Here is an 18,370-nt window from a genome sequence, read left to right as displayed (position 1 = left end):
CGTCACGTAAATGCATGGCGAAGCGAGGCAAGCCATTTCAGAAAGCGGGGTGTCCACCAGCGGGTGCGAGCTTGGCGGATATCATCAATTTCCATAAAAACATAGGCAACTCCAGTTGCCCGCTCTTTTAAACGGAGCATTCTGAGGTTTGCCATTACGTTTCTAAGACGGGTTATCAGGTGGATGACGAATATAAGAAAAAAACCCCCACATAATGTAATTGTAAATTTTGGGCCTATCATCCCAGAAACGGTTTTAGCGATCAGGGTACTCGCGCCACCAATCAACACAACAACACCCATCGGGCTTTTGCTCGCCGTACTATTTATTATTTTTACCCTATTATCTTTGAACTCAAAAATGTCCGTATTAACCTTCGACAGATGAGCCAAGACCAACAGAATCACAAATAGAATTATTGTAGAGGCGCTTATAAACAGGGCACCAGGAGTTTCTTTACCAAACCATTCCAAATATGAAAAATACATTGCCATAGCGCAATACAGAGCAAAATAAGTTATTGCACTAAAGAGCACCGTGTAGACATATTTTAAAAAGCTTTCATTGAAATAAATTAGATATTTAGCCCAGAAAAATAAACATAAAAACACACCAAAAAAAACCCATCCATAGCCAGACATCATCCCTCCCGCCAAGCTGATCATCGCATAAGATAAGAGAAAAACACGTATTACGCTGCGTAACTCACCAGCATCAGGCATCGCATATCACCTATAATTATAATTACCCAAGCTTTTATCTCATCCCATGGGATCAATGAGATAAAGCGCACCCGAACCTTTTATGAAACTTTCACCAATTACCAACACCAGCCCTATCATTCCTAAACCAGCGGCGCCGCAAACTATAGTTGCTAGTTTTCCTCCAACAACACCTTCATTGGCTGAAGTCACATTCGCCGGCCGATTATAAATCTCTTTTCTATAAAACTCGCTCATGGTAGTAGAGCTTTTGTAATTCAAATACGTCTGCGGCCCTACCGCCAGCACCATACCTGCCACATTATTTGTGGGATACTTCAACAGCCCCCTAGCTCCGTCTGCGGCTACCCAGGCTCGTTTTGACAGCGCCCGCTCGGTACCATACACCGGTAGATTTACTTCCCCCCCCCGCCATGTAGCGAGAGGTATAGTCCATCGCTGGGCGGTAGGGTAGGTTTGGAAGTACCTTACATTATAGGCCATCGAAGAATAATCCATCCTGCGCTAAGTCTTTATAGAGGCCTGAAATCGGTCTCATCCTGAGTGGACTCTAAAAGATGCTAGCCATTTTACTAAACGCGGCAACCACCAATGACTACGTGCCTGACGGACCTCCTCTATTTTCTCGAAGGTGTACTTGATATTTTCTTCACGCTCCTTTCTTGCAAGTACTCTCAGTCCTGAAATCATGTCCCGAAGCAGGTAGAGCAGGTAGCATCCGCAGGCAGTACAGAGTATCCCTAACACCACCCAAGCAATGTAGGAAGGCAAAACTCCAACAATAGCCATTGTCAAGAATAATGCCAACGACGACACGATTATAGACAAGCTATTAGGAGAGCCGGCAACATTTACCAACCTAACTCTTTTATTTTCGATAACAAAAGGCATAGTCTTGCTGCTTCTCAAGCACAACCAAAAAATAACCATTAGCAATATCAGTAATGGTAATATGACCAAAATAAAATTTAAATATTTAGACAGATTTGGAACAGCCCCAAAAACCGTATGAAGCATTATCATAGCAAGATAAATGGGGACAAAAGCCAGACTAAAAATAACCGTGACCGCATGGCGAATGTAACCCTCATTGAAATTTAAAAGGTATAGCATCCATATGAGGTAAAAAATAATTCCAACCCCCAATATAAACCAGTAATAAATATCTCCCCAAGGCGCAGAGCATGCGACGATGGAAACGCCCCAAAACATAGACCAACAATTTTTTTTTAGAAAACTTGAGTCTGGCATACCTACCACCAGTCAACAATATAGTTGCCAATTGCTTTATCAATCTTACGTGATCCTATAAAAGCCTGCACCCCTATACTCGCTGCCCAGCTAATACTTATAACTAAATACAAAGGCGCCGCTAAGCCAAAAAATGTTGCTCCAACTATCACTAAAGAACCAGTGGCAATCCCTGCCACCGCTGCCGTCACATTCGTCGGCTGACTATAAGCCGACTTCTTATAAAACTCACTCATAGTAGTAGAACTTTTGTAATCCAAATACGCCTGCGGCCCCACCGCCAGCACCATACCTGCCACATTGTTTGTAGAATACTTCAACAACCCCCTGGCCCCGTCTGCGGCTACCCAGGCCCGTTTTGACAGCGCCCGCCCGGCACCATAAACCGGCACATTCACTTTACCCCCCGCCATGTAGCGAGAGGTGTAGTCCATAGCCTGCGCTGTGGCGGGGATCTGGAAGTGCAGTGATCCACCTAACCAAACCAGCTTTATATTGCCCTTGCTGATTTTCTTGGCCGAACGGGCGCCGGCCTTGCCGCGGTTGTCTATCCAACGCTTGAGTTGACCCTTCTGCTCCGGCGACAGGTCCAGCAGATCGAACAGCCGCTGGTTCTGGGCCATCGCTGCTGTGAGGTTGGCGGCGTTGACGAACGTACCTGCCAAGTTACCGGGCGAGAACAGCAGCGGCCCTATCTCGGGGATGCCGACTGCCAGTTCTTGAACGTGTTTGAGTTGCTCTACTGTCACCTCAGAGGCCACGGCCAGCCTTCGCAGCAACTGCTGTAGTAGTGTTATTGACTCCTCCACCTCCGTCGTCGACAGCCCCTCAGCGGAAGTAAGCTGGTGAGCTAGAAACACAGCAGCGTTATAGTCACTGGTGGCATAAAGGCTTGGTGGGAGGAATTGCACAAAGCGCTGGTTGGCAATGACGTATGGCGTAGGAAACTCCTCACCGGGGCCTAACAGCCCTTCTTGCGGAAAGAGGCCTTTGGGATTGGCGACCGTACAGCGAGGGTAGTTATTCATAAAAATACCTGATCATCACATTGACATAGTGAGTGCGCAACAAAATCTTTATAAAAGAAAACTCCACACATATCTAATTACGATCAATCTATTCAACCTCCCAAGCATAGCGACAATAATCACTTTGCCCTCGCCCCCTTATAAGAACCCAGCCATTTAACAAAACGCACTAGCAACCATCGGCTACGAACCCGACGAATCTCCTCTATATCCATGAAAGTGAATTTTATTAAAGAGGCCTTCTCCAAAGATAGCAAAACTCTTACACCTCGTACTTTATTCCTTCCTATAACCAGCACAACAACAGTCAAAAGTGGCGCCAACACCAAGCATAGAATCAACTCCAATGAGCCCCTTAGAAGTATCACTGCCAAAACAGTCAGGGCAATTACTGCTATAATCATGGCCCAACATAACATTATCTCCAGACGCGCATTCCCTTTCCACTCTCCGATTTTTACACGATCACCTTGAATTACGTATTGAAAGTTTTTGGAAGGCGAAAAATACGCAATAGCGAAGACAGCTAAAACAAAACAAGGCGAACCTACCACCAAAGCTAGGCGCTCTGCACCTTCAATCCCTATCTCATCTACATATATCCTAGCTGAGGTAAAAGACATGTAGGCCATGGATACTGCAAAACTTGCAACCAGGCTAAAGGCATACACAACATAACGTTCGCACCAGTAAATCTTATATATAGTCCAAGCTGACAAAACCAACACCATGCTTACAACAATCTCTAAATAACCGATCAAACCCCACGGCAAAAAAACGCATAAAAATAAAAGAAGAACGAATTCTGCCCGTGCCGTATCACGTATGTCGACAGCCCCCTCACTACCCCTCATCTGTTAACAAATCTCCAATTGCTTTGTCTGCCTTTGTAGCAACAAGTACATGCTGAGTTGCTAAAGACCCTATCCAGCTGATCGCAATTATTATACCTAAAGCCACACCTCGACCTAGAGGGTGCAAAGATACGATCTTTAATACAGTCTCTCCCCACGCCATACCCATCGCAGCTGCCGTCACATTCGTCGGCTGACTATAAGCCGACTTCTTATAAAACTCCCTCATCGTCGTAGAGCTTTTGTAATCCAAATACGCCTGCGGCCCCACCGCCAGCACCATACCTGCCACATTGTTTGTAGAATACTTCAACAACCCCCTGGCTCCGTCTGCGGCTACCCAAGCCCGTTTTGACAGCGCCCGCCCGGCACCATAAACCGGCACATTCACTTTACCCCCCGCCATGTAGCGAGAGGTGTATTCCATAGCTTGCGCGGTAGCGGGGATCTGGAAGTGCAGTGAGCCACCCAACCAAACCAGCTTTATATTGCCTTTGCTGATTTTCTTGGCCGAACGGGCGCCGGCCTTGCCGCGGTTGTCTATCCAACGCTTGAGCTGACCCTTCTGCTCCGGCGGCAGATCCAGCAGATCGAACAGCCGCTGGTTCTTGGCCGTTGCCGCTGCAAGGTTGGCGGCATTGACGAACGTACCTGCCAAGTTACCGGGCGAGAACAGCAGCGGCCCTATCTCGGGGATGCCGACTGCCAGTTCTTGAACGTGTTTGAGTTGTTCTACTGTGACCTCAGAGGCCACGGCCAGCCTTCGCAGCAACTGCTGTAGCAGTGTTATCGACTCTTCCGCCTCCATCGTCGAGAGCCCCTCAGCGGAAGCAAGCTGGTAAGCCAGAAACACAGCGGCATTATAGTCACTGGTGGCATAAAGGCTTGGTGGGAGGAACTTCCCAAAGCGCTGGTTGGCAATGACGTCTGGCCAAGGAAGTTCACCCTCGCCCAAGAGCCCCTCTTGCCTGGGCAGGCCTCTGGGATTGGCGACCGTGCAGCGCGGGTAGTTATCCACAAAGGCCTCCAACACGCCCCTGAGCTTGGCAGTCTCCAACCCCATAAACATGTTTCATCAAATACTGGCTCCTTGCCTAAGATGATCAAATGTAAGTGCTCCCAAAACCAATAGAGCGTTAACCCTTAACCTTGAGCGACGGAAACGATACCTTAGAAACAGCAAAGGTCAACCCTCTAAACATTCTGATTAGTTCGTAATAGCACAAGGCGAACGGACACTTTCCTACAAATTCAAGGCTTACTTAAGTGCTGAATAGCCGTTCCCCTTGATCTAGAGCCACGGGATTTACAGATAACATGACATTACTAGTTACAAGTTCACTGAATCCCAAGTCAACAGTGTATTGATCCAGATCAATTTTTGCCGAGGGCAGTGCTGGATTGCTCCAATGGTTCGCCTTGGCTGCCATTTGCAGGCAAAAGCCATCAGGCGCCGCACCACTGTACAAATATACACATATTCCGCTTGCATCCTTTGGCCCGCAGCGCCATCCTTGCTGGCGTCTGGCGAGAGGTAAAGGTATGCGGCTGTTCCTGTGTGAAAAACCGTCCCAAGCGAGGGACATCGCCAATGTGCTAGGTGCCCGTGGTAAAGGAGACGGTTGCCTTACAGGCAACGGGGTAACGGTTAGTTGGTGTATCGGCCACCTGCTTGAAACGGCACCGCCAGATGCCTACGACCCGCGTTACAAACAGTGGAGCCTGGATCATCTGCCAATCGTGCCAGAACAGTGGCGCATGCAGGTCAAACCCAAAACGGCCAGCCAGTTCAAGGCCGTGAAACGTCTGCTTGGCCAAGCCACGGAAGTCGTGATTGCCACGGACGCAGACCGTGAAGGCGAAATGATTGCCCGCGAGCTGTTGGACCATTGCCGCTACCATGGGCCCGTACAACGGCTATGGTTGTCTGCCTTGGACGACGCTTCCATCCGCAAGGCGTTAGCGGACATCCGGCCAGGTGCGTCCACCTTCAGCCTGTACCACTGTGCCCTAGGCCGTTCTCGTGCAGACTGGCTCATCGGCATGAACCTCAGCCGGCTGTTTACCTTGCTGGGTCGCCGTTCCGGTTATCAGGGTGTGCTGCCCGTGGGCCGTGTACAAACCCCTACCCTACGGCTCGTTGTGGACCGGGATCGCAGTATCGCAGCCTTCGTACCGGTGCCTTGGTGGGGTATCGATGTTCGGCTTTGCGCTGCAGGCCAGGTATTCACGGCCCAGTGGCAGGCACCGAAGGCGGTGTGTGACGAGGAACGGCGCTGCTTGCAGCAGCCCATTGCCGACGCCGCTGTGGCAAAGATGAGCCAGGCCAGCCATGCCAGCGTCACGGATGTACGCACCGAGCGCATCAAGGAGGGCGCTCCACTCCCCTTCGACCTGGGCACGCTGCAGCAGGTGTGCTCACGCAAGTTGAGCCTGGGCGCTCAGGAAACGTTGGACATCGCCCAGGCCTTGTACGAGACCTACAAGGCCATCACCTACCCGCGCAGCGATTGCGGCTACTTGCCGGTAAGCCAGCATGGGGAGGCCACCGGCATTCTGGCAGGGCTGAGCCGAGCGGATGCCGGCCTCGCGTCGGTATCCCCCTACCTGGACCCTACCCGCCGTTCCCGTGCTTGGAATGACGCCAAGGTCTCGGCTCACCACGGCATCATCCCCACGGCCGCTGCCCCAGCACTGGACCGGCTGCCGCCTAAATACAAAGCCGTGTACACGCTGATTCGTGCGCGCTACCTGGCCCAGTTTCTGCCAGATCACAGTTATGACCGTACGCGAGCGTCGTTCGACTGCGCAGGCGAGGTACTACTGGCGGTTGGCAAATGTGTGGTGGAACCTGGCTGGAAGCGCGCCCTGCCTGAAGCACTTGCACCACAGCCTGGGCGAGAGCCACCCCAGCCTCTCCCCCCGCTGGCCTCGGGCGACATGTGCCCTGTACGTGAGGTTCAGCTCAAGCACAACTGGACACAACCACCTAAACCGTTTACGGAGGGGGACCTGATCAGCGCTATGAAAAACGTGGCCAAGCTGGTTGAGGACCCAAAGCTCAAGCAGAAGCTGAAGGACACCACAGGCATTGGTACTGAGGCTACGCGGGCCGGCATCATTCAAGGGCTGCTGGATCGCGGCTACCTGCTTAAAACAGGTAAAGCGCTGGCCGCCAGCCCAGCAGGTTGTGGCCTGGTCGATGCCGTTCCGCGGTCCATCACCGACCCCGGCACCACTGCGGTATGGGAGCAGGCGCTGGATATGGTCCAAAGTGGTGAAATGTCTCTCGAAGATTTCCTGGCCAGGCAATCCGCATGGATGGGCAAGTTGGTAGAACGTTGTCGGGGGCTGAATGTAGTGATCACTGGCCCAGCGCAAAAGCCGGCCTGGGGGAAGAAACGCAAGGGCGGAGCCGCCCGGAAGGCTACAGGGGCGAAGGCTGCGCCTGGCAAAGGGCGCAAACGCGCAGCTTCAGCAAAGTGAGGCGTGGCCAGTATGGCCACCTCTCAGGGCTGCGCCCTTGCAAAGCCTCAGGCCTACTGCTTGCCTTGGTCATAAGGTGGGTAGCTATCACCTTCCGCACGTTTGTCTTTACCCACATCAGGCGCGGCAGGCGGCTTGGCGGGGTGCGTAGGATCTACCTGAGGGTCGGCCAGGTCTGGTGAGTCAGGGTCAAAACCCAGGTCACCTTTGTCTCCGCTTGCGTCGGCGTGATTTCCGCTTGCGCTGGCATAGGTACTCGGCGTACCTGGGGCGGGGGTAAGGTCGGGTTCAATGCGTTCGGGCGCCTGATCTGTCACGTGGCGTTGGGGGTCATTGCCTTGGATAGCCATGGTCGTCTCCTGTCAATAAGATGCTTGGGTTGGAAGCCTCGCCACGGTAATGGTGCCCTGGCGAGGACGAATGGTTCACCCAAGGCGCGCACGCATTTGTGCCTCGCTGTCCTCCAGCAGCACCCGAAGCTCTTGTGCCAGCGTGCCTTTGGCTACGCCTTCCAAGGCTTCGGGCTCGCCTCGCTCCAGCCCTGCTTCAAGCTTGCCAGCCCGTGCAGAGAGCGCTTTGGCACCGATGTTGGCGGCACTGCCCTTGATGGCATGGAAGATAGAGCGGGCGGCGGCACGGTCGCCGGCCTGTGCCAAACTCTGGAGACGGTCGAGAAGGTCGCGGGTATCCGTGGCAAAAATATCCAATACGTTGCGCAACAGCTCCAGGTCCCCCCCAAAGCGGCTGCTCACCGTCGGCCAGGCCTCGAGCAAACTGCCTTCAACCTCAGGTATACGTGCCGGCAGGGTAAGAGGTCGCGCACGGCCAACCCATTCGCTCACACATTTCACCAGCCCTGCCAGGTCCACAGGCTTGCTGATGTGATCGTCCATGCCCGCCGCCAGGCAGGCATGACGGTCCTCAGTAGAGGCGTTGGCAGTCATGGCAATGATAGGTAACTGTGCAAAACGCGTGAGCTGCCGGATTCGGCGAGTGGCCTCAAGCCCATCCATCTCCGGCATCTGAACATCCATCAGCACCACATGGTAAGCCACGTTTGCGCCGGCAAGGGCCGCAAGGGCTTCATGACCGTTGCCCGCAAGCGTTACCTCTGCGCCTTCCAGCTGCAGTAAGCCCTTGGCTACCTGCCGGTTGACCGCGTTGTCCTCTACCACCAGCACGTGCAGGCCAGCCAGCCGTTTGGGGTGCTCATCTGCAGGCGGCAGTGCGGGCAACATGGGCCGACCTTCCACAACACCCAACACACAATCACGCAATTGTCGCGGGGTGACGGGCTTGCTCAAGCTACACGCGAACAAGCCTTTGTGTTCACCGGCCGACACCTGTGATAGCCGATCGGCATAGGCCGTCACCATCACGATGGAGGGCCTTTGCTCAACAGCCAGTGCCTCCTGAATCATGAGCGCTGTGGCCACGCCATCGACTTCGGGCATTCGCCAGTCCATCAACACCAGATCGTAGGCAGCGGCCGTGCCGGCGACCCGGCGTACATGCTCAAGGGCTTCAGGCCCGGACATCACCGGTTGAGCCGTCCAGCCCAGTGACCGTACGGTGCGGGACAGTACGTCAGCGCTGATGGGGTTGTCGTCAACCACCAGCAGGCGCAGTGGCAACCGGTGACCAGGCAACGGCAGTGGGACTTCGCCCCGGTCCTGAACCTGCAAGGGGATATCAAACCAGAACCGGCTGCCGGCACCTACCTTACTGTCCAGCTTGAGCTCACCGCCCATCAGGGACACTAACCGGTTACTGATCACCAGGCCCAGCCCGGTTCCGCCAAAGCGGCGTGAGGTGGATGCCTCAGCCTGGCTGAAACCTTCGAAGATGCGGTGCCGCTGTTCCTCGCTGATACCGATCCCGCTGTCGCTGACCATGAACCGGAGCGTCACCTGGTCGTCCTCATGCCTGACTGTTTCCAGGCGTATCACCACCTCACCGTCCAAGGTGAACTTCAACGCATTGCCTACCAGGTTCACCAGCACTTGCTTGAGCCGAAGCGCGTCTCCAGACAACCGGGACGGGACCGCGGGGTCGATGTCGAAAACCGTTTCCACGTCCCGGGCGCCTTGGTTTCCGGCAATGATTACCGCAAGCTCGCTCAGCAGTTCATCCAGTTCGAAGGTATGGCTGTCCAGCTTCAGCTTGCCGGCTTCGATCTTTGAGTAATCAAGGATGTCATTGAGCAGCTCCAGCAACGACTTGGCGGCCTGTCGCGCTTTCACAATGTAATCCTGCTGCTGGGCATCAAGCACAGTACGCTGCACCAGTTGAAGCATGCCCAGTACCGCATTAAGCGGCGTGCGTATTTCATGGCTCATGTTGGCCAGAAAGGCCGATTTAGCTGCACTGGCTTCGTCTGCGCTGGCCTTGGCCTGGCGCAGGTGCGCTTCGATCTCCTGTTGCAGGGTGATGTCACGGTTGATGCCCGTGACACGCAGCGGTCTGCCATCCGCGTCCCGCTCGGCGCGACCACTGGCTTGTATGTACCGAAGTTGGCCGTCCGGCCGACGTACGCGGAACACCAGGTTATACGGCTCTCCCCGCTCAATCAGGGCATCAACGCCATGTTCGCAACGGGGGATGTCATCTGGGTAGACACAGCGCAACCAGTCTTCGTACTGCAGAGTAAGGTCGCTGCGCGTGGGAACCAAGCCGTACATTTCGAACATGCGGTCGTTCCAGATAAGCGAACGGTCGTGCAAGTTAAACGTCCAGATCCCCAGTTCCGCCGCATCGGCTGCCAACAGCAAGTGGTCGCGTGCCGCCAGCAGCTCATTACGCTGCTTGATCTCACTGGTGATGTCAGTGACAACAAACACAAATACGCGGCCGTCGCCACTGTGCTTTAACCCCACCGAAACCCGTGCCGGGAACACGGTGCCATTTTTTCGCAGGCCCTGTACCTCTTGGCTACGAGAAGAAGGCAACGCCTTTTCCAGATGCCGGGCCACGAAATCGTTATAGCTGGCCCAACTGGTTTGAGGCATCAGGTGCGTTACATGCTGCCCAATGATTTCCTCCGCTTCGTAGCCAAATACTCGGGTGCCAGCGGGGTTGAAGGAAAGCACGGTACCTTGCTCGTCTATGCTGACGACAGGGTCTACCACGGTGTCAAGAATGGCCTGGGTAGTCGCCAGGCTGTCGAACACTTGATTCTTGAGTTCCTGATTCTGGTTCTGAATGTGGGCAGCCTGTGCCCTCTGCAGCGTAATGTCGCGCGCCGTCACAGAGGCACCGATGATCTGTGCATTGGCCCCGTAAACCGGGGACGTGGTAATGGCCACGTGCAGATGCTGCCCGCTTTTATGGACGCGGACGGTTTCATAGTTGCTGACCGGCTCGCCCTGGCCAATACGCGCCAGCATGTTGTTTTCTTCATCCAGGCGGTCGGCCGGAACAATCAGGCGGGTAATGGGGCGGCCAATGGTTTCTGCTGCCGTATACCCGAACAATTGCTCAGCGCCCCTGTTCCAGCTGCGGATAATGCCCTCCAACGACTTGCCAATAATGGCGTCTGAAGCATTCTCTACCAGTGCACCCAACTCCATGCGCGCATAGGCAATTTCGCGCCGCTGGGCACGGCTCACTGCGATGGCACCCGCCAGGCCAGCCACAACCAAGCTGCACAGCAGGCCGCTCAGCCATATCCACACAGGCGGTATGATGCCTAGGCGCTTGATAAACGCTGGTGTGACACTGAACTCAAAACACCAGGACCTGCCGAACATGTCCCGCTGAAACCGCCTAGAGTGCAGTTGAGCAGAGGCTCCATTGGGGTTGTCGCTGTTGCTGAAGAACACGATAGGATCACGGTCGGTGTCAGACACGTCAGACAGTTTGACGTGCAGCAATCGAGGATCAATGCGCAGCCCCTGCAGCACGTCTGTCATCAGCAAGGGCGCATAGGCAAAGCCGACGAGCTGGCGTTGCCGTTCGGTCACAGTGGCCGGTGTCTTGGCTGACTGGTACACAGGCATGAGCATCAAGAAAGATTGCTGGGGTTTGGATTGCTCTTGCATTAGCGTAATGGGCTGGGTGAGGCGCACGTCACCGTTGTCTACGGCTTCCTGCGCAGCACGGCGACGGTTAGGTTCCGATGCGATGTCGAAGCCCACTGCGCTGATGTTTCCGAGGCCCGGCTCGATGTATTCGATGATCCAGCGATCATCGTCATGGGGCGTGAGCGTGCTGATGGCAAAACCTGGCCGTCCGTCGGCACGGGTGCGCGCTAGAAAGGCCTGCTCGTTACCTGCAGGCACACGCCGCACAAAGCCAAACCCGCGTGCGCCCGGAAACTCCACGCTAATGTCCCTGGATTCGCTGTACCGATGGAAAAGCCGAACGGACATTGCATCCACACCCGAGGTCAGCACAGCGCCGCGCGCGCCGCGCAGACCGTATTGATACAACTGCACGCGGCTGAAGATCGAGTCGGCAGTGTCTTGAACCGCGTCGTCCACAGCCTGTGTAATGCGGGCATGATTAGCCTGGCCTAACAGCCAGGCACCTGTCCCGGATAGCAACAACCCCACTACCAGAGTGGCCAATGCGGTAGGGTAAAAACGTGAACGCGTCCGTGTGGTCATCGCGCCTCTTCCCTCTGGGCTACTACCAACTGCCTGCCCAATGTCTTCAGGATAACCTCCGATCACTCTAAATGCTGGTCAATCAAAGGTATTCCTACAAAGCGGCCTATGCATTGCTCGGACTTACCGCCCACCCGTTAGGCACGGGCACACGTGAAGTTGTTCCCAAAAATTACACTATTTGCTGCGCCGTGATGAACCAACCTTCAGGCCAAGGTTCGCATGCGTGCACCATGCCATCACGGCACGGTAGTTCATCTGGAGTGCATGATGTCCTTGCCTGCTTTGTTCCTGAATGCTGTTTTCTGTACAAGCGATGCCCAGACCACCTGCATGCCACCTCAGTTTGTATGGGCGGCGGACGGGTTTATCAGGGAAGATAAACGCGTTGCCCAGTGCAAGGAAAAGGCGGAACAGCTAAACGCCAAACGCCAAGACCTGAGCGTGCTCTACCGTTGCGATCCAACAAAGGGCAAGTAATGCCATGTTGTGGTTGAAACCTTGGGCAGAACAGCTGACCCTGTAGCCAGCCTACTACCCAAGGATATGCCAATGGCCAATGCCTCAACCTGCTTCGTGCTCTACGTCCAGCTTGAGCCCCTTCAACTGAACCCGCCAGTGTGGCGGCGCATTATCGTGAACAGCGACGTGACCTTGCGCCGGCTCCATCATTTCATTCAAGCCGCTATGGGCTGGAGCAGCAAGCACCTGTACGAGTTCGACCTCAACGAACAACGCTACGGGTTACCCGACCGGGATTTCCCCGACCCTCACCTGCTCGATGACCGCAAGTTCAAGCTCAAGCGGGTACTGAGTGTGGGCGACCGCCTGCGGTATACCTACGATTTCGGTGACAGCTGGCAACATGTGATTGCGGTAGAGGCGCAAGGCCCAGACGAAGGCGAAGGTGCCTGGTGCGTGGTCATCGAGGGCGAACGCGCCTGCCCGCCTGAAGACTGCGGTGGCGTCGACAGCTATCAGGAGATCCTGGCCATGCTCAAGCGGGCCCCAGACAGTGAAGACGCCCAGGACTTCCATCGATGGGCAGGGCCCGGCTTTGATCCTGAGCGCTTCGACCCACGTGCTGCCAGTGCCGCAACTCAACGCATCTGCAATAACTTCTGGGGCTGAAGGACACCGGCTGATCGCCTGCTACAGCAGGCCTCGGCCGGCCAGGTTGCGCATCAAGGCGCCCAGTCCGAATACCCAGGGCGGCGCTTGATCACTGGTGGTCACACGGTTGTGCAACCCGCCCAGTGCCGGCGAGGTGATACTGACCACGTCGCCTTCATGGTGAGTAAAGCCTTGCCCTGGCTGGTCACGGTCATCGGTAGGGGCAAACAGGGTACCCAGAAACAGCACGAACCCATCCGGGTACTGGTGGTTGGGGTTCAGCGCCTGCGCTGTCAGGTCTTCGGGGTCGCGGCTGATCTGGCTCATGGCACTTCGACCATTGAGCACATAACCGCCCTGCCCCTCTATTCGCAGGCTCACTTCGCAGCGTCGCACATCGTCCAGGCTGAAATGCTCGTCAAATAGCCGGATCAAAGGCCCCAGAGCACAGGACGCATTGTTGTCTTTGGCTTTGCTTAACAACAGTGCGCTACGCCCCTCGAAATCCCGCAGGTTCACGTCGTTGCCCAGGGTGGCGCCGTGAATACGCCCTTGGCTATCCACCGCCAGCACCACCTCTGGCTCAGGGTTGTTCCAAGAGGAACCCGGGTGTATCCCGACTGCGCTACCGCTGCCCACGGCGGCCAACACCGGCGCCTTGGTAAAAATTTCAGCGTCTGGCCCAATGCCTACTTCCAGGTACTGCGACCACATGCCTTGATCGATCAGCACCTGCTTCAAGCGCATGGCCTCGGCAGAGCCTGGCTTGAGTTGCCGCAGGTTGTCACCGATCACCTCGTGCACCAGGGCACGTATCTGCTCGGCACGCTGGGCATCACCACCTGCTTTCTCCTCGATCACCCGTTCGATCATGCTGGCCGCGAAGGTCACGCCTGCGGCCTTGATGACTTGAAGGTCCACGGGCGCCAGCAGCCTGGGCTGGTCAGGGTTCAATGCCTCACCACTGTTGGCCAGCAGTGACTCGATGCGACCCAGGGGCACCCCTTCCAGCGTGCGCACTGTTTCCAGAGGGGCCTCGCTGTCAAGCAGCAGGCTGAGCGTTGGAAACTGCGCGGTGCAGTCCACTACGACCCCGTCCCGAATCACGACCACCGCTGGGCCTTGGACGGCAGGCAGCCAGACCCGCCCCACCAGGGTGGCTCGCTCCCAGTCCGTGGGCAGGCTGTTTTCGATGTTCAACTGCAACGTCTGCATACACGCATCCTGTACAAAACCAACACCATTAATGGGAATGACGGGGCGGCCCGTTTTCGGCAATCACGCGCCAGTACAAGGTGGCCGGCTCCAGGCAGCCCCCGGTGGACAACTGCCCGACCAATTGCCGGTACAGTTCCTGCCATGGGGTTTGCGAGGGCGCCAGCGCAGGCAGCGGTTCAGCGCGACGGGCGGCTAATTCAGCCTCCTCCACCAACAGGTTCACGCTGCGGGCATTGAGGTCCACCCGTAACCGGTCGCCGGTACGCAGCAGGGCCAACCCGCCGCCCACTGCCGACTCTGGGGACATGTTGAGAATCGATGGGCTGGCAGAAGTACCACTCTGGCGGCCATCGCCCAGGCAAGGCAAGGCGTCGATACCGGCACGAATCAGCGCTGAGGGCGGCGCCATGTTCACCACTTCGGCGCTGCCGGGATACCCCACCGTGCCACACCCGCGGATCACTAGAATGCAGCGTTCGTCGATGTCCAGCGCCGGGTCGTTGATCCTGGCCTGGTAGTCTTCAGGCCCTTCGAACACGATGGCCCTGGCTTCGAAGCAGTTAGGCTGGGCCGGGTCGCTCAGGTATGTAGTGCGAAACGCTTCGCCTACCACCGACATCTTCATGATGGCACTGTCGAAGAAGTTGCCACTGAGCACTATAAACCCGGCGCGGTGCTTGAGTGGGTGCTCGTAGCTGCGGATCACGTCCCGGTCCTGGGCAACGGCGTCGCGCACCAGTTCACCGATGCTGGGCCCACTGACCGAACGGCAGCCACGGTGCAACCGCCCTACAGCGTCCAGCTCGTGCATCACTGCAGGCACGCCACCGGCACGGTGGAAGCTTTCACCCAGGTACTCGCCGGCAGGCATGCAGTTCACCAGCAACGGCACGTCCTCGCCCACCCGTTGCCAGTCCTCCAGCGTCAGGTCGATACCACTGTGGCGGGCAATGGCGATCAGGTGCGGCGGGCAGTTGGTAGAAGCGCCCAGTGCCGAGGCCACGGCAATGGCGTTTTCGAACGCTTCCCGGGTCATGATGTGAGAGGGCCGAACGTCTTCACGTACCAGGTCAACGATACGCACGCCCGTGGCATACGCCATCTGCCCGCGTTCACGGTACGGTGCCGGGATGCTCGCGCAGCCGGGCAATGACATCCCCAAGGCCTCCGCCAAGGCATTCATGGACAAAGCGGTGCCCATGGTATTGCAGTGGCCCACCGAAGGTGATGCGGCGGTGGTGAGGGTCATGAAACCTTCGTAATCGATTTCGCCCGCGCTGAGCAGGTTCCGGGCGTGCCACAGCACAGTGCCCGAGCCGATCCGCTGGCCCTTGTGCCAGCCATCCAGCATCGGCCCGCCAGACAATACAATCGAGGGCAAATCCGTGGTAGCAGCCGCCATGAGGCATGCTGGGGTGGTCTTGTCACACCCGGTGGTCAGTACCACGCCATCAAGCGGGTAGCCATGCAGCACTTCCACCAGGCCCAGGTACGCCAGGTTGCGGTCCAGGGCGGCCGTAGGGCGGCGTGACTGTTCGGCAATGGGGTGAACCGGAAACTCCATGGGAATAGCACCCGCATCGCGGATGCCATCCTTCACACGCTTGGCCAGTTCGATGTGGTGGCGGTTGCAGGGCGTGAGATCGCTGCCGGTCTGGGCGATGCCAATGATGGGCCGGCCCGATTGCAGCTCGGCACGGGTCAGCCCCTGGTTCATGTAACGCTCAACGTACAGCGCTGTCAGGTCGGCATGGCTGGGGTCATCGAACCACTGCTGGCTGCGCAGGCGGCGTGGAGGACTATCACTCATCTGAAGCTCCCGCATTGTCTGGGGTTAAACCGTTATGGCGGCGGAGTTGGCGGATCAGGCCGGCATGGTCCAGTTCGCCATCGCCGGCCTGCACCATGGCCTCGAACAGCGTGTCGACCTGCTTGGCCACAGGCAGGTCCAGCCCCAATGCCTCAGCCTGAGCCAAGGCGGTATGGGTGTCCTTGAGCTGCCATTTGGCGGGGCCACCGGGGGTGAAGTCCCCGCTGAGCATGCGCAGGCCGTGCTGGCGCCAGATGGGTGAATCGGCAAAGCCGCCCATAAGGGCTTCATGCACCTTGGCGGGGTCTGCGCCGCCGCGCTCGGCCAGCAGCAGGCCTTCGCTGACCGTGGCCAACGTGCTGGCCACGATCAACTGGTTGACCAGCTTGGCCAGTTCACCCGTGCCTGCCGGGCCCACGTGTACCGGGCGGCCCAAGGCGGCCAACACGGGCCCGGCCTGTTCGAAGGCAGCCTGGGTGCCGCCCGCCATAATGGCCAGGCTGCCGTCACGCGCGCCACGCTCACCGCCCGACACGGGTGCATCCAGGTACAGCACGCCATGCTCTTCACAGCGTTTGGCCTGGGCGACCGCCACGTCCACGGCAATGGAGCTCATCACGATCACCAGCGCGCCTGCCGCCAGCCCCTGTACCGCACCCTCCTCGAACAGCACATGGTTGCAGGTGGGGCCATCGCTGAGCATGCACACCAGTACCTGAGCGCCCCGTGCCGCCTCTTCAGGCGTAGCGGCCACGTGCGCGCCCTGCTCGGCCAAGGGTTGGGCTTTATGGCGGGAGCGATTCCACACCCTAACCTCAAACCCCGCCTTCAACAGGTTGCCCACCATGGGCGCGCCCATGATGCCCGTCCCGATAAACGCTACCGTCATGCCTTGCCTCCTGCTACTGCAGGCGTTGCTACCGCGCCAGGGGCGACCACTGGATGGCGTGGCATCAGCAGCATGCCCAGCCCACCCGCACCCACCAGCGCAGCTATAACCAAGAAACCGGGGGTGTAGCTACCGGTAACGTTGTATAAAAAACCGGTGAGGTACGGCCCGGTAAAGCCACTGAGGTTGCCGATGGAGTTGATCAGCCCGATCCCCGCTGCAGCGCCCACTCCTGTCAATACCTGGCCTGGCACGGCCCAGAACACGTTGATGGCGCTGTACACGCCGATGGCCAGCAGCACAAAGCCAATCACAATGATCCAGGGCTGGTTAATGATCAGCGCCACGGCGATGGACACGGCGGCCAGCAGGGCTGCCCCGCCGGCATGCCAGTGGCGCTCCTGAAGGCGGTCGGAACGGCGGCTCCATATAATCATGGCCACGGCAGCGACGGCATAAGGCACCGCGGTGATCAGGCCATTTTGCATCAGGCCGATCTCAAGGCCGAAGGAGGCCCGGAAGGACGCTAGCACTGTGGGCAGGAAGAAGTTCATGGCATTGCTGCCCGAGGTAATGCCGAAGTACACCAGCGCCAGCATCCACACTTGCCGGCTGGCCAAGGCCCTGCGGATCATCTGCCATTTGGTGGGCTGCACACCCACTACCAGGGGCTTGGCGCGCTCTTCCTGCTCCAGGGTGTTCATCAGCCAGGCACGTTGTTCATCAGTCAGCCAATGTGCATCGGCAGGGCGGTCTGTCAGGTAGAAATAGCAGACCACGCCTAGAATGATCGCGGGCACGGCTTCGGCGATGTACATCAGCCGCCAGCCCACCATGCCCACTGCGTCGCCCACCTGCATCAGCCCCACCGACAGCGGTGCGCCTATCACCTGGGCAATGGGCACACCCAGGTAGAACGTGGCAATCATGCGTGCGCGGTAGCGCGCCGGGAACCAGAGGGACAGCAGATAGATCACGCCTGGAAAGAACCCGGCCTCGGCAATACCCAGCAGCACACGCAGCGTAATGAAATGCCCGGCCGTCTGCAGAAAGCCCATGGCCCCTGCAATGATGCCCCAGGTCACCATGATGCGGGCCAGCCATACCCGCGCCCCGAAGCGGTGAAGTAACACGTTGCTGGGCACTTCGAAGATGAAATACCCCAGAAAGAAAATACCGGCCCCCAGCCCATAGATGGTCTGGCTGATGCCAATGTCGTCGTTCATGCGCAAGGCCGCGAAGCCCACGTTGTTGCGGTCCAGGAACGCGACCACGAACAGCAGGATCAGGAACGGGATCAAGCGCTTCGTCACACGCTTGATGGTCTGCTTTTCGATGTCAGTGATGTCAGGGTGTGACGTGATCATGGTGCACGGCCTCGCTGTTCTTATT

General features: G+C 57.2%; 15 protein-coding genes. 3 read left to right on the top strand and 12 right to left on the bottom strand.

Annotated features, from left to right (window positions below):
* Positions 1–2: 2 nt before the first annotated feature.
* The 6 genes from ACSAMW_RS01550 to ACSAMW_RS01525 all read right to left on the bottom strand — a co-directional run bounded on the left by ACSAMW_RS01550 (position 3) and on the right by ACSAMW_RS01525 (position 4,873).
* Positions 3–722: a hypothetical protein gene (locus tag ACSAMW_RS01550; RefSeq protein ID WP_500592349.1), complete on the bottom strand. Its 720-nt coding sequence runs from the start codon at positions 720–722 to the stop codon at positions 3–5.
* A 39-nt stretch (positions 723–761) separates the two neighbouring features.
* On the bottom strand, positions 762–1,043 hold the full coding sequence (locus ACSAMW_RS01545) for a hypothetical protein (protein ID WP_500592348.1): 282 nt from the start codon (positions 1,041–1,043) through the stop codon (positions 762–764).
* A 213-nt stretch (positions 1,044–1,256) separates the two neighbouring features.
* Positions 1,257–1,973: a hypothetical protein gene (locus ACSAMW_RS01540; protein WP_500592347.1), complete on the bottom strand. Its 717-nt coding sequence runs from the start codon at positions 1,971–1,973 to the stop codon at positions 1,257–1,259.
* A gap of 2 nt (positions 1,974–1,975) precedes the next feature.
* Complete coding sequence (locus tag ACSAMW_RS01535) at positions 1,976–3,001, bottom strand: hypothetical protein (protein WP_500592346.1); 1,026 nt, start codon at positions 2,999–3,001, stop codon at positions 1,976–1,978.
* A gap of 119 nt (positions 3,002–3,120) precedes the next feature.
* Positions 3,121–3,855: a hypothetical protein gene (locus ACSAMW_RS01530; RefSeq protein ID WP_500592345.1), complete on the bottom strand. Its 735-nt coding sequence runs from the start codon at positions 3,853–3,855 to the stop codon at positions 3,121–3,123.
* On the bottom strand, positions 3,845–4,873 hold the full coding sequence (locus ACSAMW_RS01525; RefSeq protein ID WP_500592344.1) for a hypothetical protein: 1,029 nt from the start codon (positions 4,871–4,873) through the stop codon (positions 3,845–3,847). The genes ACSAMW_RS01530 and ACSAMW_RS01525 overlap by 11 nt, the downstream gene beginning before the upstream one ends.
* 524 nt (positions 4,874–5,397) lie before the next feature.
* Between ACSAMW_RS01525 and ACSAMW_RS01520 the strand changes: the two genes are divergently transcribed.
* Positions 5,398–7,341 carry a DNA topoisomerase III gene (locus tag ACSAMW_RS01520; protein ID WP_500592343.1) on the top strand — a complete coding sequence of 648 codons (1,944 nt, stop codon included), beginning with the start codon at positions 5,398–5,400 and terminating at the stop codon, positions 7,339–7,341.
* Positions 7,342–7,394: 53 nt separating this feature from the next.
* Here the strand turns inward: ACSAMW_RS01520 and ACSAMW_RS01515 are convergent, their stop codons facing one another.
* Both ACSAMW_RS01515 and ACSAMW_RS01510 read right to left on the bottom strand, forming a co-directional pair.
* On the bottom strand, positions 7,395–7,634 hold the full coding sequence (locus ACSAMW_RS01515) for a DUF6021 family protein (protein WP_500593935.1): 240 nt from the start codon (positions 7,632–7,634) through the stop codon (positions 7,395–7,397).
* Between the two features lie 132 nt (positions 7,635–7,766).
* On the bottom strand, positions 7,767–11,948 hold the full coding sequence (locus tag ACSAMW_RS01510) for a PAS domain-containing hybrid sensor histidine kinase/response regulator (RefSeq protein WP_500592342.1): 4,182 nt from the start codon (positions 11,946–11,948) through the stop codon (positions 7,767–7,769).
* A gap of 270 nt (positions 11,949–12,218) precedes the next feature.
* On the opposite strand from ACSAMW_RS01510, the gene ACSAMW_RS01505 reads away from it, so the two are divergent.
* Complete coding sequence (locus ACSAMW_RS01505) at positions 12,219–12,428, top strand: hypothetical protein (RefSeq protein ID WP_500592341.1); 210 nt, start codon at positions 12,219–12,221, stop codon at positions 12,426–12,428.
* Between the two features lie 72 nt (positions 12,429–12,500).
* Positions 12,501–13,079: a plasmid pRiA4b ORF-3 family protein gene (locus ACSAMW_RS01500; RefSeq protein WP_500592340.1), complete on the top strand. Its 579-nt coding sequence runs from the start codon at positions 12,501–12,503 to the stop codon at positions 13,077–13,079.
* A gap of 21 nt (positions 13,080–13,100) precedes the next feature.
* On the opposite strand, the gene ACSAMW_RS01495 is transcribed toward ACSAMW_RS01500, so the two are convergent.
* Genes ACSAMW_RS01495 through ACSAMW_RS01480 form a run of 4 tightly spaced genes read right to left on the bottom strand, consistent with a single transcriptional unit; the run spans position 13,101 to position 18,345 of the window.
* The gene (locus ACSAMW_RS01495) at positions 13,101–14,276 is read right to left on the bottom strand and encodes a fumarylacetoacetate hydrolase family protein (RefSeq protein ID WP_500592339.1); all 1,176 of its coding nucleotides are present in this window, start codon (positions 14,274–14,276) and stop codon (positions 13,101–13,103) included.
* 28 nt (positions 14,277–14,304) lie between these two features.
* On the bottom strand, positions 14,305–16,089 hold the full coding sequence (locus ACSAMW_RS01490; protein ID WP_500592338.1) for an IlvD/Edd family dehydratase: 1,785 nt from the start codon (positions 16,087–16,089) through the stop codon (positions 14,305–14,307).
* Complete coding sequence (locus ACSAMW_RS01485) at positions 16,082–16,978, bottom strand: NAD(P)-dependent oxidoreductase (RefSeq protein ID WP_500592337.1); 897 nt, start codon at positions 16,976–16,978, stop codon at positions 16,082–16,084. The genes ACSAMW_RS01490 and ACSAMW_RS01485 overlap by 8 nt, the downstream gene beginning before the upstream one ends.
* Positions 16,975–18,345, bottom strand: a complete 1,371-nt coding sequence (locus tag ACSAMW_RS01480) for an MFS transporter (protein ID WP_500592336.1) — start codon at positions 18,343–18,345, stop codon at positions 16,975–16,977. The genes ACSAMW_RS01485 and ACSAMW_RS01480 overlap by 4 nt, the downstream gene beginning before the upstream one ends.
* Positions 18,346–18,370: the final 25 nt, after the last annotated feature.

Source organism: Pseudomonas sp. AB39(2026), assembly GCF_059831485.1.
Note: the sequence above shows the minus strand (reverse complement) of the source record. Positions and strands in the feature narration are given on the sequence as shown.

Excerpts from the sequence above, each read along its gene's own strand:
- ACSAMW_RS01510 (WP_500592342.1), bottom strand. The coding sequence starts at position 11,948 with ATGACCACACGGACGCGTTCACGTTTTTACCCTACCGCATTGGCCACT.
- ACSAMW_RS01495 (WP_500592339.1), bottom strand. The coding sequence starts at position 14,276 with ATGCAGACGTTGCAGTTGAACATCGAAAACAGCCTGCCCACGGACTGG.
- ACSAMW_RS01480 (WP_500592336.1), bottom strand. The coding sequence starts at position 18,345 with ATGATCACGTCACACCCTGACATCACTGACATCGAAAAGCAGACCATC.
- ACSAMW_RS01540 (WP_500592347.1), bottom strand. The coding sequence starts at position 1,973 with ATGCCAGACTCAAGTTTTCTAAAAAAAAATTGTTGGTCTATGTTTTGG.
- ACSAMW_RS01490 (WP_500592338.1), bottom strand. The coding sequence starts at position 16,089 with ATGAGTGATAGTCCTCCACGCCGCCTGCGCAGCCAGCAGTGGTTCGAT.
- ACSAMW_RS01500 (WP_500592340.1), top strand. The coding sequence starts at position 12,501 with ATGGCCAATGCCTCAACCTGCTTCGTGCTCTACGTCCAGCTTGAGCCC.
- ACSAMW_RS01485 (WP_500592337.1), bottom strand. The coding sequence starts at position 16,978 with ATGACGGTAGCGTTTATCGGGACGGGCATCATGGGCGCGCCCATGGTG.
- ACSAMW_RS01535 (WP_500592346.1), bottom strand. The coding sequence starts at position 3,001 with ATGAATAACTACCCTCGCTGTACGGTCGCCAATCCCAAAGGCCTCTTT.
- ACSAMW_RS01530 (WP_500592345.1), bottom strand. The coding sequence starts at position 3,855 with ATGAGGGGTAGTGAGGGGGCTGTCGACATACGTGATACGGCACGGGCA.
- ACSAMW_RS01550 (WP_500592349.1), bottom strand. The coding sequence starts at position 722 with ATGCCTGATGCTGGTGAGTTACGCAGCGTAATACGTGTTTTTCTCTTA.
- ACSAMW_RS01505 (WP_500592341.1), top strand. The coding sequence starts at position 12,219 with ATGTCCTTGCCTGCTTTGTTCCTGAATGCTGTTTTCTGTACAAGCGAT.
- ACSAMW_RS01520 (WP_500592343.1), top strand. The coding sequence starts at position 5,398 with ATGCGGCTGTTCCTGTGTGAAAAACCGTCCCAAGCGAGGGACATCGCC.